Annotated in this window: 22 protein-coding genes and 1 tRNA gene; 13 read left to right on the top strand and 10 right to left on the bottom strand. The window is 59.8% G+C overall.

Features of this window, described 5'->3' with window-relative positions:
* Positions 1 to 58: 58 nt before the first annotated feature.
* From AB7290_RS39415 to AB7290_RS39400, 4 genes are all read right to left on the bottom strand, one after another.
* The gene (locus AB7290_RS39415) at positions 59 to 706 is read right to left on the bottom strand and encodes a cysteine hydrolase family protein (RefSeq protein ID WP_085399467.1); all 648 of its coding nucleotides are present in this window, start codon (positions 704 to 706) and stop codon (positions 59 to 61) included.
* Positions 703 to 1,497, bottom strand: coding sequence for a sensor histidine kinase (locus AB7290_RS39410; RefSeq protein ID WP_085399466.1), 795 nt, complete (start codon positions 1,495 to 1,497; stop codon positions 703 to 705). The genes AB7290_RS39415 and AB7290_RS39410 overlap by 4 nt, the downstream gene beginning before the upstream one ends.
* 132 nt (positions 1,498 to 1,629) lie before the next feature.
* A complete protein-coding gene (locus AB7290_RS39405; protein WP_244623486.1) occupies positions 1,630 to 2,154 on the bottom strand; it encodes a DUF302 domain-containing protein in 525 nt (174 codons plus the stop codon).
* Between the two features lie 44 nt (positions 2,155 to 2,198).
* Entirely contained in the window at positions 2,199 to 3,185 is a 987-nt protein-coding gene (locus tag AB7290_RS39400; protein ID WP_085399465.1) for a nitrilase-related carbon-nitrogen hydrolase, read from the bottom strand.
* Positions 3,186 to 3,551: 366 nt separating this feature from the next.
* Here AB7290_RS39400 and AB7290_RS39395 point away from each other — a divergent pair, with 366 nt between their 5' ends.
* From AB7290_RS39395 to AB7290_RS39385, 3 genes are read left to right on the top strand one after another with little or no spacing between them, the layout of a single operon-like run.
* Positions 3,552 to 6,350 (top strand): PAS domain S-box protein, encoded by a 2,799-nt coding sequence (locus tag AB7290_RS39395; RefSeq protein WP_161495771.1) that lies wholly within the window; start codon positions 3,552 to 3,554, stop codon positions 6,348 to 6,350.
* Positions 6,350 to 6,760, top strand: coding sequence for a response regulator transcription factor (locus tag AB7290_RS39390; protein ID WP_085399463.1), 411 nt, complete (start codon positions 6,350 to 6,352; stop codon positions 6,758 to 6,760). The genes AB7290_RS39395 and AB7290_RS39390 overlap by 1 nt, the downstream gene beginning before the upstream one ends.
* 36 nt (positions 6,761 to 6,796) lie before the next feature.
* The gene (locus AB7290_RS39385; protein WP_085399462.1) at positions 6,797 to 7,432 is read left to right on the top strand and encodes a response regulator transcription factor; all 636 of its coding nucleotides are present in this window, start codon (positions 6,797 to 6,799) and stop codon (positions 7,430 to 7,432) included.
* 99 nt (positions 7,433 to 7,531) lie between these two features.
* Here the strand turns inward: AB7290_RS39385 and AB7290_RS39380 are convergent, their stop codons facing one another.
* Positions 7,532 to 7,999, bottom strand: coding sequence for a carboxymuconolactone decarboxylase family protein (locus tag AB7290_RS39380; protein WP_085399461.1), 468 nt, complete (start codon positions 7,997 to 7,999; stop codon positions 7,532 to 7,534).
* A gap of 405 nt (positions 8,000 to 8,404) precedes the next feature.
* Here AB7290_RS39380 and AB7290_RS39375 point away from each other — a divergent pair, with 405 nt between their 5' ends.
* The 3 genes from AB7290_RS39375 (at position 8,405) to AB7290_RS39365 (ending at position 11,460) form a co-directional block, all read left to right on the top strand.
* Positions 8,405 to 9,808: an aldehyde dehydrogenase family protein gene (locus tag AB7290_RS39375; RefSeq protein ID WP_085399460.1), complete on the top strand. Its 1,404-nt coding sequence runs from the start codon at positions 8,405 to 8,407 to the stop codon at positions 9,806 to 9,808.
* 166 nt (positions 9,809 to 9,974) lie between these two features.
* Positions 9,975 to 10,706 (top strand): NAD-dependent epimerase/dehydratase family protein, encoded by a 732-nt coding sequence (locus AB7290_RS39370; RefSeq protein ID WP_085399486.1) that lies wholly within the window; start codon positions 9,975 to 9,977, stop codon positions 10,704 to 10,706.
* 127 nt (positions 10,707 to 10,833) lie between these two features.
* Positions 10,834 to 11,460, top strand: a complete 627-nt coding sequence (locus AB7290_RS39365) for a flavodoxin family protein (protein WP_085399459.1) — start codon at positions 10,834 to 10,836, stop codon at positions 11,458 to 11,460.
* A gap of 722 nt (positions 11,461 to 12,182) precedes the next feature.
* Here AB7290_RS39365 and AB7290_RS39360 read toward each other — a convergent pair.
* Positions 12,183 to 12,255: transfer RNA gene (locus tag AB7290_RS39360), tRNA-Ile, on the bottom strand.
* A 171-nt stretch (positions 12,256 to 12,426) separates the two neighbouring features.
* Between AB7290_RS39360 and AB7290_RS39355 the strand changes: the two genes are divergently transcribed.
* The gene (locus AB7290_RS39355) at positions 12,427 to 12,939 is read left to right on the top strand and encodes a hypothetical protein (RefSeq protein ID WP_135217084.1); all 513 of its coding nucleotides are present in this window, start codon (positions 12,427 to 12,429) and stop codon (positions 12,937 to 12,939) included.
* Positions 12,903 to 14,237 carry an MFS transporter gene (locus AB7290_RS39350; RefSeq protein WP_085399458.1) on the top strand — a complete coding sequence of 445 codons (1,335 nt, stop codon included), beginning with the start codon at positions 12,903 to 12,905 and terminating at the stop codon, positions 14,235 to 14,237. Before AB7290_RS39355 ends, AB7290_RS39350 begins: the two co-directional genes overlap by 37 nt.
* A gap of 363 nt (positions 14,238 to 14,600) precedes the next feature.
* On the opposite strand, the gene AB7290_RS39345 is transcribed toward AB7290_RS39350, so the two are convergent.
* Positions 14,601 to 15,497, bottom strand: a complete 897-nt coding sequence (locus AB7290_RS39345) for a ketopantoate reductase family protein (RefSeq protein WP_085399456.1) — start codon at positions 15,495 to 15,497, stop codon at positions 14,601 to 14,603.
* A 481-nt stretch (positions 15,498 to 15,978) separates the two neighbouring features.
* Here AB7290_RS39345 and AB7290_RS39340 point away from each other — a divergent pair, with 481 nt between their 5' ends.
* The 3 genes from AB7290_RS39340 (at position 15,979) to AB7290_RS39330 (ending at position 19,052) form a co-directional block, all read left to right on the top strand.
* Positions 15,979 to 17,010 (top strand): amino acid ABC transporter substrate-binding protein, encoded by a 1,032-nt coding sequence (locus AB7290_RS39340; protein ID WP_085399455.1) that lies wholly within the window; start codon positions 15,979 to 15,981, stop codon positions 17,008 to 17,010.
* Positions 17,011 to 17,029: 19 nt separating this feature from the next.
* Complete coding sequence (locus tag AB7290_RS39335; protein WP_085399454.1) at positions 17,030 to 17,920, top strand: L,D-transpeptidase; 891 nt, start codon at positions 17,030 to 17,032, stop codon at positions 17,918 to 17,920.
* A 916-nt stretch (positions 17,921 to 18,836) separates the two neighbouring features.
* Positions 18,837 to 19,052: a hypothetical protein gene (locus AB7290_RS39330; RefSeq protein ID WP_244623494.1), complete on the top strand. Its 216-nt coding sequence runs from the start codon at positions 18,837 to 18,839 to the stop codon at positions 19,050 to 19,052.
* Positions 19,053 to 19,232: 180 nt separating this feature from the next.
* Here the strand turns inward: AB7290_RS39330 and AB7290_RS39325 are convergent, their stop codons facing one another.
* Both AB7290_RS39325 and AB7290_RS39320 read right to left on the bottom strand, forming a co-directional pair.
* Positions 19,233 to 19,829 (bottom strand): type 1 glutamine amidotransferase domain-containing protein, encoded by a 597-nt coding sequence (locus AB7290_RS39325; RefSeq protein ID WP_205124632.1) that lies wholly within the window; start codon positions 19,827 to 19,829, stop codon positions 19,233 to 19,235.
* 126 nt (positions 19,830 to 19,955) lie between these two features.
* A complete protein-coding gene (locus AB7290_RS39320; RefSeq protein WP_085399453.1) occupies positions 19,956 to 20,753 on the bottom strand; it encodes an SDR family NAD(P)-dependent oxidoreductase in 798 nt (265 codons plus the stop codon).
* 111 nt (positions 20,754 to 20,864) lie between these two features.
* Between AB7290_RS39320 and AB7290_RS39315 the strand changes: the two genes are divergently transcribed.
* Positions 20,865 to 21,845: a GlxA family transcriptional regulator gene (locus AB7290_RS39315; protein ID WP_085399452.1), complete on the top strand. Its 981-nt coding sequence runs from the start codon at positions 20,865 to 20,867 to the stop codon at positions 21,843 to 21,845.
* Here the strand turns inward: AB7290_RS39315 and AB7290_RS39310 are convergent.
* Positions 21,842 to 22,750: a LysR family transcriptional regulator gene (locus AB7290_RS39310; protein WP_085399451.1), complete on the bottom strand. Its 909-nt coding sequence runs from the start codon at positions 22,748 to 22,750 to the stop codon at positions 21,842 to 21,844. The two genes, AB7290_RS39315 and AB7290_RS39310, sit on opposite strands and share 4 nt — an antisense overlap.
* Before the next feature lie 326 nt (positions 22,751 to 23,076).
* Here AB7290_RS39310 and AB7290_RS39305 point away from each other — a divergent pair, with 326 nt between their 5' ends.
* Positions 23,077 to 23,370, top strand: coding sequence for a hypothetical protein (locus AB7290_RS39305; protein WP_085399450.1), 294 nt, complete (start codon positions 23,077 to 23,079; stop codon positions 23,368 to 23,370).
* Positions 23,371 to 23,391: the final 21 nt, after the last annotated feature.

Below are 23,391 nucleotides of genomic sequence, written 5' to 3'. Positions count from 1 at the left end.
GCTTTCTCTGATCTGTTGGAAGCTGGCTCTCGGTTACCACTCAAGGTCGGATATCTGCCTAGGCTGCAAATCCGTCAGCAGCCACGGAGCGCCTGATTGCTGAAACCAACTCAGCCGTCGTTAAGATCTCGTGGGCAAAGGTCGGTCCATCTATGTCGAGTGTGGCATGCAGGGCTTCATGCGACCGAGCTGCTGTCCCGTCTCGAACGAGCGTGACGTGGAAGCCAAGCTCCATTCCGACGCGTGCCGTGGCTTCAAGGCAGGTGTTGGCCAGGAGACCTACGCAGATGATCTTTTCCTTGCCGAACCGCTTGAGTTTGTGTTCGAGATCGGTGTTCGGAAAGCCGCTTGATGCCCAATGCTCGGTCGCAACGATATCGCCCGGTCGCGCCTTGAAGTCATCGTGGAAAGTCCCGCCCCAAGTGTCCTTCGCAAAGGCCTGTCGCTCCGCTGCGCCGAGCTGGTAAGGAGACGGGTACTTCCAATCTACATAATCGCCCGGCTCCCAGCGATGATGCGGAACGTGACAGACCTTGATTCCCGTCTCGCGAGCGGTTCGCACGATCGTACGAAGATTATCAAGCAGGTTAACTTCTTCGGCGATGTCCTTGACCCACGGCCAGAGTTTCCCGCCCGCACTCAGAAAGTCGTTGTAGAAGTCGATGCACAGCAGCGCCGTGATCTTGGGGTCGTAAGTGCTGGTCATCGCGTCCTCCCTTGTTTCGCTCGCTCGCCTCGCGGGTGATCGACGCAGCCGGGGGCGGCAGTGGCGGCAGAGATCTGCACGTCTTCTACAGTTGGATCGTCCGGACCAATCCAGGCGCCGTGCGTCAATCGCGAAGCTTCGCCGTCGATCGGAAACCGCAATACCGATGTGGCTCCTTCGGCGCCAAACTGATGGTCAATCCTGCCATTCAGGTCCCTTGCCAGCGCATCGACGATCTTCAGTCCATGTCCAGGCTGAAGTAGGCCACTTGAGGACCCATTGTCCGTGATGCAGCATTGGGCAAGCGACCCGGATACTGACATTTGAATCCGAATTGTTCCGCCACCGTCATCGAAGGCATGGCGCGTTGAATTCGTGATCAACTCGGCAATGATCATGCCCAGCTTCCAGCATTGCTCAGATCGAAGTCGAAGTGGGACTTCGACCAGCACAAGATTGATATGCCTGTGATCCAGTCTCGCGCTCTGGATCGATTGGCACAGCGCGCGAATGTAGCCAGATGCATCAATCTCGGTGCTGCATGTCGGCATTTGGAGCGCCCGATGTACGCCAGCGTAGCGGTGCAGCAGATCGGCGACGCCAGCCAGAGCCAATTTCGCGTCCTCACTCGTCGAGTGCGACGCGGTTATTGAAACATAGCTGATGACCGATGTGAACTCATTGCCGATCCGGTGCGAAAGTTCCCGAAGTAGCAAAAATTCATTCGAGGTCACCGCCTGGTCTCCGCTGGTGGTCGTCGCAACGTCGCTCTTGATCGGAATTGCTCGCATTGGCCAAACTCCCTGGATCGTTCGCGCTGTCTTCTCGCATGCTTAAAAAACAGAATGAGTTCTCTTGTGCTTCTATATCGGGGCTCCCAGTAGCCGTCCCGTTCCGCCACGGCTCTAGAAAGAAACTTGAAATTACTTTGCTGCATTGATCAGAGCGTCGTGGATCTTCCGGTCGAGCTCTCTGGCTACAGCGGTTACGTCTTCATTTCCGTATTGGCCGAAGAGCGTCGACGGCCGGTCGTATTCGAACGTTGAGGTGCCAGTCCCGTTTTCGTAAAGCACGATCCGGAGCGGTGCATAGAGACCCGCAGCAAGTTCATGCTGCGTCATTTGTGTCGATACGAGTACGTTGCCTATGACGTACTGCACAACATTACGCTTCCCCAACAAAATCTGCAGCCAGTCACCGTGGGTCGCAATGGAAAAGATAACCAGCCCGGCATCACCCTGAATATCATTCAATTCAGTTTTGACGCGTTCGATGTCGCCATGCAGCAAGTGAGATCTGATGCGCTCGTCGAATCGGGGAAATTTTTCCAGTGCAGTTCGGGTTTCGAGGTATGGCTTCTCGGAATCGATACGAATATGCTCGATAGCGAGCTGGCGCCGGCTAACGCTCGGCAGGCTCGGTGAGTCCGACATTGCGATGCTAGGCATTGTCATCTCCGGTGGTTGTTTCGGGCATCCGCGCGTCCAAGCTGTCAAGCTGGAGCGCAACATTGCTTGTCCGCGCTTTCGACAGCGACTAATGAAACCTGCGCACGACGCTCATGGACGTGAGTGGCAGGCGTACGGTTGATCAACAGACTGAGCAATTCCGGACGACTGTAATGGCCACGCGAGTCCATCAGGCGCTTGCGCTTGTCGATCAGAGCGAAATCGAGATCGGCAATGACCGCTCCCTCGCCGGTGCGCAACGGTTGTCCCAGCAACTGGCCCTGCGGCGTGACAATTGCGGTGAAGCACCCGCCGGAGATTGGTCCGACTGGACAGTCGGTGTCTTGCACAATGCGGGCTTGTTGATCTGGGTCCAGCCAGGCGGTTGCGTTGACAACAAAGCAAGCGGATTCGAGCGCGTGTTGCCTGATGTTGATTTCGGTCTGTTCGGCGAAGAGATCGCCGCCGAAGGATCCCGGATACATCGCCGCATGAATTTGCTCGCCGTCGACCATAAGGGCGTATCGCGCCAACGGAATGTAGTGCTCCCAGCATGCGAGCTGTCCCACGCGCCCAACCGCACTATCGACAGCTCTCAGCCCCGAGCCGTCACCTTGGCCCCAGATCATGCGCTCATGGTGGGTCGGCGTCAGTTTGCGGCGGCGTTGGATCAGTGTACCGTCCGCATCGAAAAGCAGTTGGGTATTGTAGATCGTTCCGCCATCGCGCTCGTTGATGCCAATGGACGCCACCACGCCTGCTTGTTTGGAAGCTTCACCGATTGCGAATGTTGTGGGCGATGGCACGGTCACTGCCTGCTCAAGCAGTATGAGGTTCTGCCCGAGCATTTCGAACGGTCGCTGCACGTACGAAAAATAAGGATAGTAAGGTACGATCGCCTCCGGAAAGGTCGCGAACTGCACATCTTGACGACCAAGCTCGATGATTTTCTCGATGATCTTGTCTACGGTGCCCTCGCGGCTGTAGAGGACAGGGCTGATCTGGACTGCGGCAGCCTTGATGATGGTCATGCCCGGATACCTTCTGATGGCTTCTAGCGTGATCGCTCGAATACGCTCCTGCGAAGATACTCCGGCGAGTGATTGAATCTATTGCACCTAGGTGTCGTCGGCACTTCTGCACGAAGTCTCGTTCATGCGCGACGGTCCGCCCCAGCGGACCTCTACATTTCTTCTCTCGTTCAAAGATCTCTTGAGGTCTGAGTGTCAGTGATCGCCTCGGTGCGGGAGGCAGATTGCCGATCGACGGCCACGGGGAGTAGGATGGCGGACTAAATGGCGTCTCGGCTCCTTCCAGACCGACACCAAGGTATCATCGACCTTTGTCAGCAACTTGACGCATTGTTCTGGGACGGCAGCTACCAGGAAAGGACTCCAATGGAGAAAGACCTCGGTCCCATCCTTGATGCGCTCCCGGGATTGATCTGGACAGCGGTGCCTGACGGGCGTGTGGACTTCGCAAGCCAGCCTTGGTGTGAGTACACCGGGCTGGGTGCTGGTGAGCTGTTTGGAACCGGTTGGCAGCGCGCGATCCACCCGGAAGATCTGCCTGGCCTGCTCGAACGGTGGCGGTCCATTCTGTTAGCTGGCGAAGTGAGCGCCATGGAAGCGCGCCTGCGCCGCTTCGATGGTGCCTATCACTGGTTCACTTTCCGAGTTCGACCGTTGGTGGACGCATCTGGAAAGATCATCAGATGGATCGGACTGAATGTCGATATTGAGGACCGAGGCCGGTCTGGTCGCGCGAGCGAGGGCCTTTATCGATCAATTACCGACGCCATTCCGGCGATGATCTCCTTCATGACGCCGACCGGCGAACTCGAGAGTGTCAACCAGCGATTCTTAGAGTACGTCGGCACAACGCTGGAAGAGCTGAAGCGCTGGAAGTCAGGAAAGTTAGTTCACTCAGACGATCTTCCCTCGGTGATTGCAGCCTGCGATCGGGCGATAGCCACTGGGGAACCTTATGATATAGAGCACCGCTTGCGGCGTGCTGACGGCGCTTATCGGTGGTTTCATCTGCGTGGCATGCCCCGGAGGGATGTGCGTGGGAATATTGTTCGCTGGTACGTGATCGAGACCGACATAGATGACCGGAAGCGGGCTGAGGCTCTTCTTACGGGAGAGAAGCACCTGCTGGAAATGGCAGCTGCTGGCAACTCGATGTCTGACATTCTCGCAGCGCTTTGTCGGTTGGTCGAGGCCACGACCGAGGAATGCCACTGCAGCGTCGTGCTGGTTGATGCAGACGGCGTGCGACTTGAACACGGCGCCGCGCCGAGCCTTCCGGCCAGCTTCATCAATTCAATAATTGGCCGACCGGTAAATGTCGATTCAGGCCCGTGCGCAATGGCAGCGTACCTGAACAAACAGGTGATTGCTGCCGACCTCGCGCTAGAAACGCGATGGGCGGCGCACGCGTGGTGCCCAATGGCCATGGCGCATGGTCTCCATGCGTGCTGGTCAACGCCGATCCCATCAACGATGGGCAAAGTCGTGGGCGCTTTTGCGATCTACTATAGCGAGCCCCGGACGCCCACGCCGGAGCAACAGGACCTCATTGCCCAGTTCGCCCACGTGGCAAGCATTGCCATTGAACGCGCGCAGAGCGACGCAGCGCTGAAGCAGGGTGAGGCGCGCAAGGCCGCGATCCTGGACGCGGCACTCGATTGTATCATCACCATCGACCACGAAGGGCGAGTCATAGAGTTCAACCCCGCCGCTGAACGAACCTTCGGCTATCCCCGGAATGAGATTGTGGGCAAGCTCTTGGCGGACGCCATTATCCCGCCAGCCTTGCGGAAGAAGCATCGGCAGGGAATGGCCCGATACCTAGCGACCGGGGAGACGCGATTGATTGGCAAGCGCGTCGAGATGACGGCCGTACGTGCCGACGGTAGCGAGTTCCCAGTCGAACTTGCAATTTCTCGTATCCCGCTTGAGGGGCCGCCGTCATTCACCTGTTACCTGCGTGATATTACCGAACGCAAACAGTCGGAGGAGGCCCTTCAACGAAGCGGAGCATTTCTCGCCGAAGCCCAGCATCTGAGCCGAACCGGTAGCCTCTCGTGGTGCGTGGCTACAGGGGAGATCATCTGGTCAGACCAAGTTTACCGCATTTTCGAGTTTGATCAGACGGTTCCCGTAACGCTCGAGCTGATCGGCACGCGGGTTCATCCGGAAGACATTCCGTTGATGAAAGACATGATTGCCCGGGCGGGAATGGAGGCCGAGGACTTTGAGTACGAACATCGGCTGCTCATGCCTGATGATTCGATCAAACACCTTCACCTCGTCGCACATGCAACTCGAAACCGAAACGGTCAACTTGAATACATCGGTGCGGTGCAGGACGTGACGAAGCGCCGACTTTCGGAAGAAGCGCTTGAGGACGTACGATCAGAGCTCGCGCATGTTTCGAGGATCGCGAGCCTTGGAGCATTGACGGCGTCGATTGCGCACGAAGTCAACCAGCCGTTGTCTGGGATCCTCACCAATGCCAGCACATGCCTGCGGATGCTGGCTGTGGATCCGCCCAATGTGGACGGAGCGCGTGAAACTGCGCGGCGCACCATTCGCGATGGTAACCGTGCATCTGACGTGATCGTTCGACTGCGCGCGCTCTTCAGCAAGAGAAAATTCACGATGGAGCCGGTTGACCTTAACGAAGCGACGCAAGAGGTGATTGCACTGTTGATGAGTGAACTCAAGAGAGACCGAATCAATCTTCAGACGGAGTTTGCCGACGGCCTTCCATCGGTCATGGGTGATCGCGTGCAGCTTCAGCAGGTTATCCTGAATCTGATCCGCAATGCGTCGGACGCAATGATAGGTATCGACAATCGTCCTCGGCGGCTGATCATCAGAAGCGGACGGGATGCCGACGAGCATGCGCGCCTGACCGTGCAGGACGAGGGAGTGGGTTTCGGTTCGCAGGACCTGCGCAGAATTTTTGATGCCTTCTTCACCACTAAGGATAATGGCATGGGGATTGGCTTATCTGTAAGTCGATCCATTATCGAGAATCACCATGGTCGTCTTTGGGCGGAATCGAATGATTGCAATGGCGCTTCATTCTCCTTTTCCATTCCACTTGGACTTGGGAGCAAGGAGGACCGCAGACTTGACGGCAATTGGAGTCCTGCTGCGCAAAAGCAGGCGATGAGGAGTTTGTAATGACGGGCCGTTTGCTCGTTTCGATTGTCGATGACGACGAGTCGGTACGTGAATCGCTACCAGACTTGCTCAAGGAGTTCGGGTTCGCGGTGGAGGCCTTTTCGTCGGCGGAAGAGTTCCTGGCTTCTGACCATCTTGGCCGGACCAGTTGCCTGATTCTCGATATGGCTATGCCAGGAATGTCCGGACCAGATCTCCAGCGAGAGCTTAGGTTACGCCGGCAAGACATTCCGATCGTTTTCATTACCGGTCACGGCGATGAGACGGCTCGGCCGCGCGCGCTGGCGGAAGGTGCCGCGGAATGTCTGCTCAAGCCATTCAGCGACGCCTCGCTGCGCGGGGCCCTCGATATCGCACTCCGCATGGGCGGAATGTCACGTGGTACCTTTGACTGCTGGAAAGTAAAGTAACAAACATCAGAGCAATCATTGTTTGGGTCAGCGTCCATGTCGCACGTATCGCACGTCATACCGATTGTGTTCGTTGTCGACGACGATGTGTCGGTGCGCGAATCACTGGAACTAATGATTAGCTCGGCCGGCTGGAGGCCAGAGATATTTGCTTCTGCAAAAGAGTTCCTGTCCCGCCCGCGAGCAGACGCGCCCAGCTGCCTAGTGCTCGACGTCAATCTCCCGGACCTGAATGGCCTCGATCTTCAAGTGCGCGTCGCTGGTGATCGGATCGACATGCCGATCATCTTTATCACGGGGTATGGAGATGTGCCCATGACGGTGCGGGCCATGAAGGCCGGTGCGGTCGAGTTCTTGACGAAGCCGTTCAGCGACGATGCGTTGCTGGGCGCAATCCGGCAGGCGATCGAACGGAGCCGCACGGTACTTGGTCACGAGGCGGAGATTCGCATGCTATCCGATCGTTACGAGACGCTGAGTCGTCGTGAACGGGAGGTGATGGCCCTGATCGTCACCGGCTTGTTGAACAAGCAGGTTGCTTTCGATCTGGGCATCAGTGAGATCACCGTAAAAGCTCACCGAGGCAGGGTGATGCACAAGATGCAGGCCGGCTCGCTGGTCGACCTGGCGTCAATGGCCGCGAAACTTCGGCTTGCGCACACGCAGCATTGATTTCGCACGTACTGTCGTTTGTCGGCTTGTAAGGGTTCGCCGTGAACGTGCCTTCAGAGATTCAGGCCGTCGGTTATGAAGCCCTTAGCAACGATCAGCCTATGCTGCATGGCTAGCCCTGGCCGCGGCGGCGGGGGGCGTGCGGAACGCAATCGACAAACGATTGAAGACGTTCATCAAGCTGATCGCATAGGTAAGATCGACAAGCTCCTTATCGCTGAACGCGGCAGCCGCGGCTTCATAATCCGCATCGGGAACGCCGGTTTCGGCGACGTTTGTTACGGTCTCTGTCCAAGCGAGCGCGATGCGTTCGCGGTTGCTGAATACGTCACCCGCTCCACGCCACACCGGCACGAGAACGAGCTTCTCGACTGCGACGCCGAGCTTGAGCAAGTCGCTGGAATGCATATCAATGCAATAGGCGCAGCCGTTTATCTGCGAAGCTCGCAGGTAAACGAGATAGATGAGATCCTTTGGAAGGCCACTGTTCTGAAGATGGACGTACACCCCGCCGAAAGCCTTGTAACCTGCGGGTGAAGCCTTGGCATAGTCGACGCGATTGCTCATGGAGAATCCCTGCGTTGATGGTTTCGGTGTGGTTTGGTCGCTCATCGGCGCGCCGGTCGCGTGCGTCGGAAGGCCTCCACTACAATCGTGGGGACAACTTCGCTTCTGGAAAAGATGGTTAGCGGTCGCGAAGCGTCCATTGTTCTTTGGTGTCGGGTCCGCCGTGGCGTAGGGCGCCTTCGCGAAAAGGGCTTGTGCCGGATTTGCTGCTCTCAAGTGCACCGACTGGCCGTGCAAGATCTGTTCGCTGATGAAAGATCCGCGGTTTCGCGCAGGCCGATCCTAAAGTATCGGCGACACCTAGGTCTGATAGATACGCCCCCAGCTTGGTGCCATCACAGGTGTGTGGATGGTAAACTCTTGAGGGAGTTCATCATCGCCGCGACATCCCGTGAGGAGAGAGCAATGAGAGAATTCAAACTGCTGATTAATGGAGAATTGGTGCCCGGCGCAGGAAGGCTTGATGTCATCAACCCAGCGACCGAGGACGTGCTGGCGGAGGCGCCGCGAGCTGATCGCGCGCAGCTTGACGCGGCAGTCGCCGCCGCGAAGGCGGCGTTCCCAGCGTGGTCCGCTAAACCGATATCCGAGCGCGGTGCGCTGTTGGGTAAGTTGGCTGATGCGCTGGATGCAGGACAAGACGAATTTGCGCGCTTGTTGACCCTGGAACAGGGCAAGCCGCTTTCTGAGGCGAACTGGGAGATCTATTTTACTATCCGGATTATTCGCCATTACGCGAGTCTCGATCTGCCAATCGAAGTCTTGAAGGAGGACGCCACACAAAAAATCGTGCGGCAGCACATCCCACTCGGCGTGGTCGCCGCGATTGTGCCGTGGAATTTTCCGATGCTCCTGCTCGTCATCAAGGTGGCTCCGGCGCTGCTTGCCGGGGACACGCTGGTCGCGAAGCCGGCACCAACGACGCCGCTAACCACGCTCCGGTTCGGAGAACTCTGTGGCGAGATCCTGCCCGCAGGCGTGATCAACGTCATCGTCGATCACAACGATTTGGGTGATGCGCTCTCAAGTCACGCGGACGTGGCCAAGGTCGCCTTCACGGGCTCGACTGCGACCGGCAAGAAAGTGATGTGCAGCGCGGCCGGTACGTTGAAACGGCTCACCCTGGAGCTCGGTGGCAACGACGCCGCGATCGTGCTCGATGATGTCGATCCAATCGAGGTAGCTCCCAAACTGCTCGCCGCCTCGATGATGAACGCCGGCCAGATCTGTCTCGGGGCTAAGCGGATCTACATCCATGATTCACAGTACGACCAGATTTGCGAGGAGCTCGGACGCCTGGCGAGCGAATCAGTTGTTGATGACGGCCTGAAAAAGGGCACGCAGATGGGCCCGCTGCAGAATAAAGCTCAGTTCGAGAAGGTTAAGGGCTTTCTTGAGGATGCAAAGCGAAACGGCAAGATCGTCGCTGGCGGCGACGTGCTCCCCCGCAAGGGGTATTTCATTAGGCCAACGATCGTTCGAGACATTGCCGACGATGCGCAACTGGTGACGGAGGAGCAATTTGGCCCCGTCGTCCCGGTGCTGCGCTATTCTGACGTCGACGACGTGATCGCTCGTGCCAACGACTCGGATTATGGACTCGGCGGAACGGTGTGGGCGAAGGATCTCGATCGTGCGTTCCGGGTGGCGGCCAAGCTTGAAACCGGGACTGTCTGGATCAACACGTTTCTTGACGTGTCGCCCGACATTTCTTTTGGTGGCGCCAAGCAATCGGGCATCGGCGCTGAATTGGGTCGAGAAGGGCTCGAAGCCTTTACCCATGCCAAGATCATCAACATCGCGAAGTAGCGTTCGGCATCCTCTGGGCGCCGTTGGAAAAATTGATCACGGTTGAAGCCCCCGAGGCGAGGGGAAGGCGGGTGATCTCGACGCCGATCGCGATCTGAGACTGATCGGATCTCTCGCTTTGGTAACGACGCGCCTGTTGGAGTGGATAGTGAAAGGAGTAACGACGATGGGTTACAGGATCTTTCTTGCCGGCGCGTCCGGCGCAATCGGCAGGCGCTTGACGCCACTCCTGCACAGCGCTGGCCATTACGTCTGTGGCAGTACCAGATCGAAAGTGAACGCGGACGCGCTACACTCCCTCGGGGCAACGCCGGTCGTAGTCGACGTGTTCGACGTATCGGCGCTGTCACGCGCCGTCGCATCGGCGCGCCCAGATGTTGTGATCCATCAGCTCACTGACCTCCCGAAGGATCTCAATCCGCGTGAGATGGGAGCAGCGATCGTCCGCACCGCCCGCATCCGTAGCGAAGGAACGCGGAACCTCGTCAGGGCCGCAATTGCGGCGGGTGCGCAGCGGTTGGTGGCGCAAAGCATCGCGTGGGCCTATGCGCCGGGGGCCGAGCCCCACGCGGAGACGGACCCGCTCGATACCGGCGCTGAGGGAGAGAGCGGTATCAACGTGCAGGGAGTGATTGCGTTGGAAGATCTAATTTTAAAATCGCCGCCGCTCGAGGGCATCGTCCTTCGCTACGGGCAGCTTTATGGCCCGGGAACCGCTTCGGACCAACCCTCAAATTCTGTGCCGGTTCATGTGGATGCGGCGGCCTATGCCGCTATGCTCGCCATCGATCACGGGGACCCGGGCATCTATAATATTGCGCAGTTCAACAGAACCGTAGCGACTGAAAAGGCTCGCGTGGAATTGGGTTGGACTTCCGAGTTTCGTCTTCCGACATGACGATCCCGCACGGCGGTTCAGCTCGGTACTCACCACCTCATGCGCTTCGCTTGCCAGGCGATACACGAAGTGACCAGCGCAGTCAGCACGATAGAGGTCCATCAACCAGCAAACAGAAGGGTTCGTCATGAGTGATCGTATCAACTACGCAGCAACTCCAGTAACCGTTGCCGTAATATTTCACAGCGGTTTCGGCCACACTGCGCGGCAGGCCGAAGCCGTACGAAGTGGAATCGAACGAGTCGCGGGCGCATCTGCCCTCTATCTAACGTCAGATGAGGCTCAAGGCCGCTCTGATGATCTCGAACTAGTAGACGCGATAATCTTCGGCGCCCCGACTTACATGGGAAGCGCATCCGGACCATTCAAAGCCTTCATGGATTCGACGTCAAAATCCTACTCGAGGGGCGCCTGGAAGGACAAGATCGCCGCAGGCTTCACAAACTCGGCGTCACGGTCTGGGGACAAGCTCGCAACACTGACCCAATTCGCCATCCTTGCTGCACAACATGGCATGCACTGGGTCAATCTTGGTCTGCCGCCGGGCAACAATAGTACGCACGGCTCGGATCAAGACCTCAATCGGCTAGGCTTCTGGCTCGGTGCTGCGGCGCAGTCGAACAACGATCAAGGACCTGACGTCGCGCCACCCGAATCCGATCTTCTGACCGCCGAACACCTTGGCGAGCGCGTGGCGAGAGTTACGCAGCAATTTGTGCGTGGTCGTTTGCCTGCGGTCAAAGCGTATCGTTAGAAGCGTCCTAGGGGGTCCTAGGGGCGCACATCCGGCTTCGCGGTCATGGCAAGCGAGACGAACTTTGAAACTGCTGGCATGATCAGCTGGCGGAATCCGCTACTGATCTCGTCCGCACGGTTCTCTTGGTGATCAGAGGGAAGTCCCCGTGCGAACCGGCCCTTCGGTGCCGTTCAAGTATGCAACCGATGTCGGCGTTGGCCGATTGTGTTGAAACAGTCGAAAATACCGCCTCAGCAAAATTCGCGCGAAAGTTAGCTGATCTCTGACTTCGGCTGTCGATGCCGTTTTAGATTGCGTGGAAGGGCGCTGGTTGAAACCGCCCAAGTCTAAGTTGTCCCCCGCCTCCCAAAAATATCGAGCGCACCAGTGTCTCTTAGACAGTCTCAACGCCGCAAAAGACGTTTTCAACGGAATCGAACCCTTAGCGGACATGACCATCGCTGCTAGGGAGATCAGCCGTGGAAGTCCGCATGGGTAGGAGGGCTTGGAACTAGTTTGAACAGTGCTCCTAGAGCCCAGCGTCAAGATTCGATAGCGGTTAAGCGCTGGTTACGGCAGGCAACTGTCGGGAATGAACCATCTTCCTACGATCTCACGGGTCTTTTGATTGTGGAGCGCGAACCGCCTCACGAACGAAAAGTGGACGTATCTAGTGCGGTTTCTGGTGCGGCAGTCGGGCAGGGGGCAACGAAGAGCAAGCAAGATACTGATATTCTTGCTATGCCCGCCAGGACTCGAACCTGCAACCAGACCGTTATGAGCGGCCGGCTCTAACCGTTGAGCTACAGGCCCCGCGAAGGCGGCCGGAGCTATTGAGTGCACTGTCATAATCCCCCCTCGTCTGCGCAATCATTTCGCCTGCGGCCAAAATGAATCCACGGCGTTGCCGGATTTAAGTCGCGTTGCGACCCAGATCACGGCCAACGCTCGTGGTCGGGCAGGGGCGCAACCCCGGGGGTTTCCATGTCCGGTCATTTGCGAATTTGTTTTGCCGCTTTTGTATGTCTTGCCGGTCTCTCGACGACGTCTGCGTCGTCGAACACATTTTCCGCATTCTTCAACGCCGATCCCGCGCCAACCCCTGCGCCCGCGTCAGCGGAGGTGGGGTGCTTGTCACGGCCCGGCAAGTCGGCCGACGGCCAGCACTGGGTCTATCGGGTGGAAGGCCGGCGCAGATGCTGGTTCCAGGTCGCCGAAGCGACCGGGACGGTGAAGCAGCCGGTTCGCGATCGCGCCGCCAAAGATCGTGCCGCCAAGGCCGAAGAGAACAACACCGCGCCCAAGCGGAAAGCGGTGGTGGATGCGCACGCGGAGCTGCAGCGCTCGGCACCCGAGGATACGTCCCGGCCGAGCCGGTCCGCGCCCATGCAGGTGGTTGATGCCGGTCCTGATCCGGCAGGCCGGCTAAGCGTCACCCCAAGAAAGGGAGTAACGGTGTCATGGACGAGATTGAAGCAAGAACCATCCGCAGGGTGATGTGGCGGTTGCTGCCCTTTCTCTTCGTCTGCTACTTCGTCGCCTACCTCGACCGGGTGAACGTTGGTTTCGCCAAACTACAGATGAACTCGGCGCTCGGGCTATCGGAGGCGGCATACGGCTTGGGTGCGGGCCTATTCTTCATCTCTTACTTCCTGTTCGAGGTGCCATCCAACCTCGCGTTGGAAAGGTTCGGCGCTCGGCTCTGGATCGCCCGCATCATGCTAAGCTGGGGCATCATCTCTGCTCTGTTCGCCTTCATCCCCTCGATCGCAGCGGCCACAGCGATCTCGAGCGAGTGGGTTTTCTACATCCTCCGTTTCCTGCTCGGTCTCGCCGAGGCCGGTTTCTTTCCGGGGATCATTTTCTACCTGACTCTATGGTTCCCCTCGGTCTATCGCGCGCGCGTTGTCTCGCTTTTCATGCTGGCTATCCCGTTCTCGTCGATTGTGGGCGGCCCGATTTCCGGGGCTCTGCTGAACATCTCCGGCGCTGGACTCGATGGCTGGCAATGGCTCTTCATCATCGAAGCCTTGCCGTCGATCTTAATGGCCTTCGGCGTCGTCTTTTACCTAACGGACCGTCCGACGATCGCGACGTGGCTCGCCAATGACGAGAGGGACTGGCTCGAAGGACGGCTGGAGGCCGAGAGGCAGCACAAGGTGGCGGTCGAGCACGTCGGCATCCTCAAGGCGCTCACCGACCTCCGCGTCCTCGCCTGCGCGTTCGTCTACTTCTGTCTTAACGCGGCGAGCTATGGTGTGGCGTTCTTCTTACCGACGATCATCAAGAACTTCGGCGTGAGCAACTTCGAGACAGGCCTGCTCTCCGCTGTGCCCTTCTTGTTTGGCGCCGTCGGGATGATCGTCCTGAGCCGCAACTCCGATCGCACTTTGAAGCGTCGGGAGCACGTTTGCTTCGCCATGTTCCTTGCCGCGGTTGGTCTCGCGGGCGCGGGCCTCGTCTCGGCCCCGGCTCTGGTGCTTGGCTTCCTCTGCCTAAGCCAGATCGGTGTTTCCGCGACGCCACCTCTGCTGTGGCCGATACCGAGTGCCTTCCTGACGGGCGCTTCGGCAGCGGCTGGGATCGCCGGGATCAATGCGCTCGGCAACTTGTCCGGGTTCGCCGGTCCCTACGTCATGGGCTACCTCAAAGACGCGACCGGCAACTTCACCGCCGGGCTGCTGGTCCTCGGTGGCTGCGCTCTAGTCGGCAGCATTGTAGCCCTCACGTTCAAGGTCAATCCGCATATAGAGGTCGCGGGTGCTGCGCCGGGCGCGCCGGTGCCAGCCCGCTGAGAGACCATTCCCTTGTGGCGGAGGACGCATCTATCCGCTTCGACACGATGCACTCTAGGCCCATGTGGCAGACATTCTCGAACACGGTAGGGTCATCGCCCGTCAGATGTTCGCAGAACTTGATTGATCGGCGCTTGGCCCTGCCGAATGGTCTCGTGCGATACTGGAGGCTGTCCTGGCCTCGGCAAAACTGTGTGCTCTCCCGGCGCATCGACGCCCCAGAGCCGAATGCGCGCGTTATGGATTTCGATCGTATCGCGTCGATGACGCTGGCCTGTCCAACAAAATCATCGGCCTTTGCCGGAGCCGCAACAACGACGATCGTCTCAACGAGCAGGGCCGAGGCAAGAGTCTCAAGCCGGGTCATTGTTTGCGCTTCGCTTCCGCCAGTTTGACCATTACTTGAAGGGCGCGATTGGTTGGCGTCGGAATGCCCAATTCAATGCCCTTGCGCACGACGTACCCGTTGAGAAAGTCGATCTCGCTTGGCTTGCCACGCGCGAGATCCTGCGCGGTAGACGACATCTGGTTCGGCATGGCGGCGGGAATTTTGAGGATCTGTTCAAGCAGGTCCTCCTGTACGAGGACGCCGCAAGCGCGAGCGATAGTGATGGCTTCCTGCACCGCGCTCGCCACGACATCCCTGGTGCCGTCGACGTCCAGCATCGGTCCATAGGAGATGCCAGCGACGGCAGAGAGCGCGTTATATGCACAGTTCGTGACCAGTTTGCTCCAGAGGATCTTTTCGATGTCATCCGTAACAGTCGTCTGGATGTCGGCCGCGCGTAGCATTTGTGCCAACGCTTCGCTTCTTGGGGATGAGCCGATTACGAGGGCACCGCCGCCGTGATGTTTGACGTGGCCGGGGCCGGCCATTTCGCTGCCAACATAGACCACGGCAGGAATAACAGGATGCCCCGTGACGGCCCGAAAACGCCGCGGATTGTCGACGCCGTTCTGGAGACTGAGGATCGACGTTTCCTGATCTAAGCGTCCAGCCAAAGACCGACCTGCTTCCTCTGTGTCGGCCGACTTCACGCAAACCAGAACCACATCGGGCGAGGCGAGGGAGCTTGCGTCTGTAGCCGCACTGGCCGGCAAGTATCCCTTGAAGTTCTGCGTGTCCAGGAGGAGGCCACGAGAATTGATCGCATCGACGTGCACCCGCCTGCCGATGAACAGTACGTCATGTCCTGCCCTCGCGAGCAGGCCGCCATAGAAGCACCCCACTGCTCCAGCTCCGACGATCGCGATTTGCATGTTGATCTCCCAAATTGGCGGAGGAGCCTGTCAGGCAGCTTTGTCTACCTTGTCGGTCGCCGTGGGTCGAGGTCGCGATCAGTAACCGCCGATGCCCATCACTGAAAGCAGGCCCGAAGGGGATACGCGAGGTGCTATTTTCCGGCATGGTCTCTGTTCACAAAGCCGATGAGCGGTCCCGTCTCCGGCCGAATATGCTAAATGCTGCCAGAACAACCCTATGATCTGTTGCAACTTCACACGCGAGCAGTTCGGACCGAATGGAAGGAAGCGAGACGCGTTCAGAAGCAAACGGTACTCTTTGCTGTGGCTTACACGATCGGGACAATGGCGGCCTTTTGGCTGATCGATAGGACCTATGCGTTTTTCGTCTGAAGGCCGCGCCGTTCTGCAGCGTATTGGTAGTCGTTCGGGTTGTGCTAGACTGCTGACATTCCTTTGGCCGAAAAACGCTGTGGCCACCACTTGTCGTGAGACCGGCATGCCCGACTTCAGGAAGCGCCCCATCCTCGCGGCCGTCATGTTGATGGCTATGATTGTTGCGGGGAGCCATCCCGTCCGCGCGCAGACCCTGAAAACCGTTAAGGAGCGCGGTTTGCTGAATTGCGGTGTCAGCCAGGGACTGCTGGGATTTTCCAGCATGGACGACAAGAGCAACTGGAGCGGTTTCGACGTCGACATATGCCGGGCGGTTGCGGCAGCGATTTTAGGCGATCCCGCCAAGGTGACGTTCACCCCGCTCGATGCAACCTCCCGCTTCGCGGCGTTGCAGTCGGGCAAGATCGATTTGCTGTCGCGCAACTCGACCTGGACGATGTCGCGGGAGAGTTCGCTCGGTCTGATGTTCGCCGGTATCGCCTATTATGACGGTCAGGGCTTTCTGTTGCGTCGGGATACCGGGATCGATACCGCGTTGCAGCTAGGAGGCAAGACGGTTTGCACCCAGACCGGCACCACCAGCGAACTGAACCTGACGGACTATTTTCGCACCAAGGACATGGCACTGAAGGTGCTGGCACTCGACACTGCGGAAGAGAGCCGAAAGGCCTATGATGATCGCAAATGCGACGTGCTGACCAGTGACGTGTCGCAACTCTACGCCGAGCGCCTCAAGCTGTCCGCGCCCGACAGCCACATCATCTTGCCGGAGGTGATTTCGAAGGAGCCGCTTGGGCCCGCGGTGCGGCAAGGCGACGACCAGTGGTTCAACTTGGTGAAGTGGACACTCTATGCGGTGATCAATGCCGAGGAATTGGGCGTCAAGTCGGCAACGGTCGACGACGCCGCGAAATCGCAAAATCCCGACATCAGGCGCCTGCTCGGTGGCGAAGGCGAGTTCGGCGAGCAGCTGGGCCTTACAAAGGATTGGGCCGCTCGCGCGGTGCGCGCGGTCGGCAATTACGGGGAAATCTACGAGAGAAATGTCGGAACGCAGTCGAATCTCAGCATCCCGCGCGGGCTGAACGGGCTCTGGACGCAGGGCGGAATTCAGTACGCGCCTCCCGTCAGATAATTCCTTTGGGGGGCCGACCATGGACGTGGACTATTATGCGTTGATCACGAAAGCCGTCGCAGGCAAGGACGCCACGGCGCGCGACCGGATTTACAAGGACGCCTTTGGACTGATCACGCGATCCCACCTCACGCGCGAGGCCGCGTCGTCGCACGCCGCCGCGCTGGAGGACGCCATTCGGCGGATCGAGGATGACTTCGCCGCCGAGGAAGCGAACGCCGCGGCTGAAATCAACGAGGTGTTGTCGACGGGGAGGAACTGGAGGCCGTTCGCCATCGGCGCGGCCGCGCTAGTTGCTGCCATCGCCGCGTCGGCCTTGCTCTACGTCTACGTCGCTATTAAAGGACCGGCCATTGTTGCCAGCAATGCCACATCGTCGCCGCCCAAGTTGCAGCGTGTGCGCGAAGAGGCCGTAATGGCGGATCTCAAGCCTGGCGTCGATGGCGGCTCCACAGGCGAAGGCCTGCCGTTCGCGCTACAGCGACAAGTGGTCTTTTACCGAACAACCGTCGTTCCCGGCTCGATCGTGGTCGACCGCGAAAACCGCTTTCTCTACCTGATCGATAACAACAATTCCGCGCGCCGCTACGGCATCGGGATCGCGCAGGCCTGCCAGAAGGGCGGCAGCTTCTTCCGCATCGCAAACAAGCTGGAATGGCCGGACTGGCAGCCTTCCGCTACGAGTAGCAGGGACACCGAGGCCTTGCAGGCGTCGGCCGGCCGTCCCGGGAGTTTCCTCGGCGCCCGCGCACTGTTGCTCGACAAGCCCGGACTGCTCATCCACGGCACGAATTCGCCGAAGACGATCGGCCATCTCGTCGTTTCCGGATGCATCCGGCTGGTGAACGACGATGTCGAGGATTTGTACCGGCGGGTTTCGCTGGAAACGCGGGTCGTCTTCATCACCTAAACAACTAGCGAGATCGGCAGGCGTCAGGGCGGGCTGGACAACGCCTTTCGCCCCTCATGGCCCATAGGTGAAGATGAAGGCGACGTTCAGCACGACCGTAGTCGGGGCCAGACCGGACATTGCGCGCTCGCGGCCAAACCGCCGCTTGTGACCCTAAACGGAAATCGGGCGTCGCCTGATCGGATTCACAAAATCGCGCTCAATGTGGTTTGCGACAAGGTGCGTGGTTTGCTCCCTAAATCGCGCGGGCCGTTCGCCACATGGGGGCAAGCTGAAGAACCCGGTGTCGCCTTCGAAGGATGTGCAGAGGACTCAGTCGTTCAGAGATGAGCACGCGGCAATAGCCATCCTATGATCGTCTGATACGGATCGCGACGACTGCGGACGAATGCGTTATCGTTCTGCTGAGCGGCGGTCCTGGCGAATTCAGAAATCCCCTCCATAGACTGCCGTCTATCCTTCGGAAGCTTCGCCCATTGGCGAATGATCTTCCGGCGGGCTTCGCGTTGCTTTTCCCTTACGTCAGGCATCGGGACGCTCCTTGAAGAGGATTATTCCCGTCGACCTAGTATTGTTTGGGCTCACTAGAACTTCAACGTCCAATCAAGAACTCTTAGCCCCTCTGATCGTGCAGCGCTATACACGGGAGCGAGCCTCATATTGGCTTTGTAGGCCCGCCGCCCTAGAATTGCGGCGATCGCGGGACGAGCAAAATGCGGTACGTTTGCGACGCGCCGAAGGGTAAGACCTGGTTCCGTATCGAGACGGAAGGTGAAGCGGCGCATGAGTCGCGCCTGATGGGCCACACAGTCGAGAAATATTTCCGCTACGAGCGGGAGAAGGCCAGTCCTGGCGTCCGGAGCGGCCGGACGCGATCGAGCGCGACATTGGCCTCGAGGCCTATGTACAGCGAGAGATGCCGGTTTTCCTCACACTGCGCGACAGGGAGGGCAATGCCCTGGCTACAGCGATGCTGCCACCGGGTGGCAAGGACCGCGGCGGGTTCCGGATCATCATCGTTGCCGCATCCAATGCCGATCCTTATCCTGAGCAGGACGCGGCCATCGCTGCGCTGGGAGTGCATTTCGGCCTCACACTCGATCGCCGCCGCTGCTTCCCTTACGGCCGCTAAGAAGCCCGACAAGTATCGCCGCTTGATTGGAGCGATGTCGGCTCATGGCCCATCGCGTCGGTGGCGGGACGCAGCGACATGTCCGGAATCGGACGCAAACCGGTAGTCGTCGGTTGAGGGGCCAACCGACGCGATTGACCCATCTGAGACATCGGCGCGATGACCTTAACCCATGGATCATTATACTGATTGTGGTGGCTGCTGACGTCCGTCTCTGTGCTGCAACCGCCTACTTGAGGAGGCCGCCGTATGACCGCGCTTGTCGAGCGCCTCGACTTGCCCGCTGCGTTGCCACGCGCCCGCGGTCGGCGCGAAGAGCAGGCGCTCGAAGGCCCGAACGGACGGACGACCGGACTCGTGGAATCTGGTCAGGATCTTGCCGAGGTTCTTGTCCTTGAGCAGGTCGACCATCGGCGCATGACCGCCCGGGATAAACAGGCCGACATATCCGTTGGTGCCTTCCGAGACGACGGAAGCCAGTGTCTTCGGATGCTTCAGCTGCTCGAGCCCCTCGGCGTACTTCAGCGCCGCGGCCCGGGCGTCGTCGTCGCCGCCGAAGAACATCGCGTTGTTGGAGTTGACGTCCATCACGGGCAGGTCGCCCTTCGGATTGGCGATGACCGGCTCGTATCCGGCCTCGACCAGTTTGCGGTAGGGGACGACGAACTCGTTCAGATAGTAGCCGGTCTTGTAGGTCTTGCCGTCGTTCAAATCGAGCGCGTTGGCGCTGGACATCACGACGAGAACTTTGCCTTTGGTTTGTGCGGAAGCGGTCATTGGAGTCACCATTGTTAGGGCGAGCGCCAGCGCGCCGCCGAGTTTGCGGAAAAACATTTCGATTGCCTTAGTTTGGAGGGGACAGCGTTGGAGATGCGAGGTCCCCGGTTCGGTGGGAGAAGCCGGTCAGGCCACGTGGTAGCGTGCGGCGGGTTTGGGGTTGCGGAATTTGGGGGCCAGGTCGCGGCGTTCCTGCTCCCATCGGGTCCATGCCTCGCCTTCGTGAAGGCCGGGGATGGTTACCGTCTCACCTGCGTCGAGGCCGGCCAATGCCGCGTCGACAAGGTCCTCTGCTCGCATGGTGATCTCGGAGGACTTCTGCGGCGCGTAGCCAGCGACGTCCCAGAACTCGGTGGCGGTGGCGCCGGGCAGCACGGTCTGGACGCGAACGCCCTTATCGGCGAGATCCTTCTGCAGCGAATGACCGAAGCTCAGAACGTAGGACTTCGAGGCGCTGTAGACGCCGTTCAGGGCCTCGACCGCGATGCCGACCACCGACGAGATGTTGATGATCGTGCCCGTGCCGCGTTCGACGAACGCCGGCGCAGCCGCGTAGGTCAGGCGAGTGAGAGCGGTGATGTTGAGTTCGATCATCGCTTCCATCTTGTCGACGTTCGCCTGGAGGATCGAAGCGACCGAGCCGACGCCGGCATTGTTCACCAGCATGGTGATGCTAGGATCTTCATGGATGGCGGCTTCGACCTTCGCGATGCCGGTCTTGTCGCTGAGGTCGGCCTGCAGCGCGGTGATCTGGCGGCCGGTCTCCAACCGCAAACGCGCGGCCAACGTGTCGAGACGATCCTTGTTGCGGGCGACCAGGATCAGGTCGTAGCCGCGCTTGGCGAGGCGGTCGGCGTAGATGGCGCCGATGCCCGTCGATGCCCCGGTGATGAGGGCCACGCCTTTGGAGGACGTGTTGGTCATGGGTGTTCTCCGTCTTTGATGCTCGGGATCGAGCGTGCAAATAGAGAATAGGGTTGCATCCCCAAGTCTCAAATGTCATACAAACGTAGATTTAGGACGTCGGAGGCCGCCATGCGTGACATCGCATTCCTCGTCTACCCCGGATATTCGCTGATGGCCCTCGCCGTCACGGCAGGCTTCGAAGTTGCGAATTCGATGGTCGATCCAAAGCCTTACGACCTCCACTTCGTCTCGGAGCGCGGTGGATCGGTCAAGACGTCGGCCGGCGTGACGCTTCAGACGGAGATGTTCACGGAAAAGCCGTTCGATACGCTCGTCGTCGGCGGCGCGACCTATCCGGAGCCATCTACGCCGGGTCTGATCGCCTTCGTGCGCGACGCTCCCAAACGTCACCGGCGCATCGCGGCGGTGTGTACCGGCGCTTTCGTGCTCGCCGAGGCCGGGCTTCTGAACGGTCGGCGCGCCACCACGCACTGGATGCACGCGCGTGATCTGCAGCGGGCCTACCCGTTGATGAAGATGGAGGAGGACCGCATCTTCATCAATGACGGCCCGATCTGGACGTCCGCCGGCATGACCGCCGGCGTCGACCTCGGGCTGGCGCTCATCGAGAACGACCTCGGTCCGGAGCTTGCGAAGTTGGTGGCGCGCAAGCTCGTCATCTATCATCGCCGCGGCGGCGGCCAATCGCAATTCTCCGCGCTGCTCGAACTGTCTCCGAAGTCGGACCGCATCCAGGCCGCGCTCACCTACGCGCGGGACAATCTGCACAAGCCCCTGACCGTCCCGGACCTGGCCGATGCGGCTCGCCTGAGCCCGCGGCAATTCAGCCGGGCATTCCACGCCGAGACGGGGCAATCACCCGCCAAGGCGATCGAGAATCTCCGGGTCGAGGGCGCGCGCAATCTGATGGAGCAGAGCCGGCACTCGATCGACGAGGTGGCCCGGCAAACCGGCTTCAGCGACCGCGACCACATGCGTCGCGCGTTCCTGCGCGCGTTCGGGCAACCGCCGCAGGTGCTCCGTCGCAACGCGCGGCTCGAGTCGATCGACATCCAGGACGAGGTCGACGATCGCGAGACTGCGGCTTAGACGCGCAACGCGTCGGACGGCTTCCACCTCAGCGCATCGATCAATGCCCGCAGGGCGGGCGTCACGTGCCTGCTCGGATAGTAGAGGTGCAGCCCCTGGAACGGGACGCACCAGTCGTCGAGGACCTGGACGAGCCGTCCGTCCGCCAGGTGCGGCGCTGCTTTCGGTTCGAGCATCAGTCCCAGTCCGGCACCGGCCAAGATCAACGTCGCCGCAAGGTCCGGATCGTCGAGGACGAGCTGGCCGCCGGCACGGGTACGGACTTCCTTTCCGTCACGCTCGAGCTTCCATGGGAAAAGTCCGCCACCCGTGACGAGGCGATAGAGGATGCAGTTGTGGCGATCCAGATCTGCCGGCGTTTGCGGGCGAGGATTCCGCTCGAAATAATCCGGGGAGCCGACGACGATTAGGCGCGTATCCGGACCTACGCGGACGGCGACCATGTCCTGGGCGACGTTGCCTCCCCACCGGATCCCAGCATCGAATCCGTCCCGGACCAGATCCATCAGGCGGCTGTCCACGCTGACCTCGACCGAGATCTTAGGATTTGCGAGCAGAAACTTCGGTAGCGCAGGCGCCAACACCGCCTGAGCGGCAAACTGGGACGCGGTGAGCCTGATGGCGCCGGAGGGATCGCCGCGCCATTCGCCCATGGCGGCAAGGCCGGTTTCGACTTCTTCGACGGCGGATTCGATGGAGCGCAGCAACCGCTCGCCGGCCAGCGTGGCGGCGACGCTGCGCGTCGTGCGCGCCAGTAGCCGGACCCCCAAGCGCGTCTCGAGCCCCTTCATCATGTGACTCAAGGCGGACGGCGAAACGCCAAGCTCGGCTGCTGCGCGGGTGAAGCTGCGAGCCCGGGCGATGGTCCCGTACGCCACGAGGTCGTCGAGTTCGCCCCGCTTCATTGATGAACCCAATTCAAAAGCCCTTGCGGCTTCGGGGTTATAATCTACCGCTTCCGGCACTACTACCTCTATCAAAACGCCAATTGATGAACCGTACACACCAACGAAGGCTTTGCGGGGGCCAGCCTTTTCGAGACCGCGGGGAAGGGAAGCCATGATCGAGGCCTGACGGCATGTCCTAAACTGTCGTTTATTAGACATTTGAGGCGGCGACGGAGAGGCCTACTCGTAGGTGCGCGGCCGGAGCGGCCAAGACACCGGGCCCACTTCCGGCACTGGCCCCGCTTTCATCCGGGCCGCACTCGCAACGCGAAAGGACGACGCACATGCAGTTGATGGTCCTCTTCAGCCTGAATCCCGAAAAGGCACAGACACCTCCTCCGCACGAGCTTCTGGAGGCCGAGTTCGAGGCGGTCCGCGGCCTCTACATGGAGAACCTGATCCGGCAGGTATGGCTGCGAAGCGACGGCAGCGGGGCGTTCGCGATCGTCGAGGCGAACTCGGTCGACGACGCTGCCGAAAAGCTCGGCCGACTGCCGATGGTCCGCGCGGGCGTCCTGCAGGCTCCCGTCATCGTGCCGCTGTCCCCCTATTGGGGTTTCGCCCCTCGCGCCAACTAGAACGTCGGAGAGCATGATCGT

Origin of the sequence: Bradyrhizobium sp. 613_E4_N2_2 (genome assembly GCF_052075995.1) — a bacterium.
GTDB lineage: Bacteria > Pseudomonadota > Alphaproteobacteria > Rhizobiales > Xanthobacteraceae > Bradyrhizobium > Bradyrhizobium barranii.
Note: the sequence above shows the minus strand (reverse complement) of the source record. Positions and strands in the feature narration are given on the sequence as shown.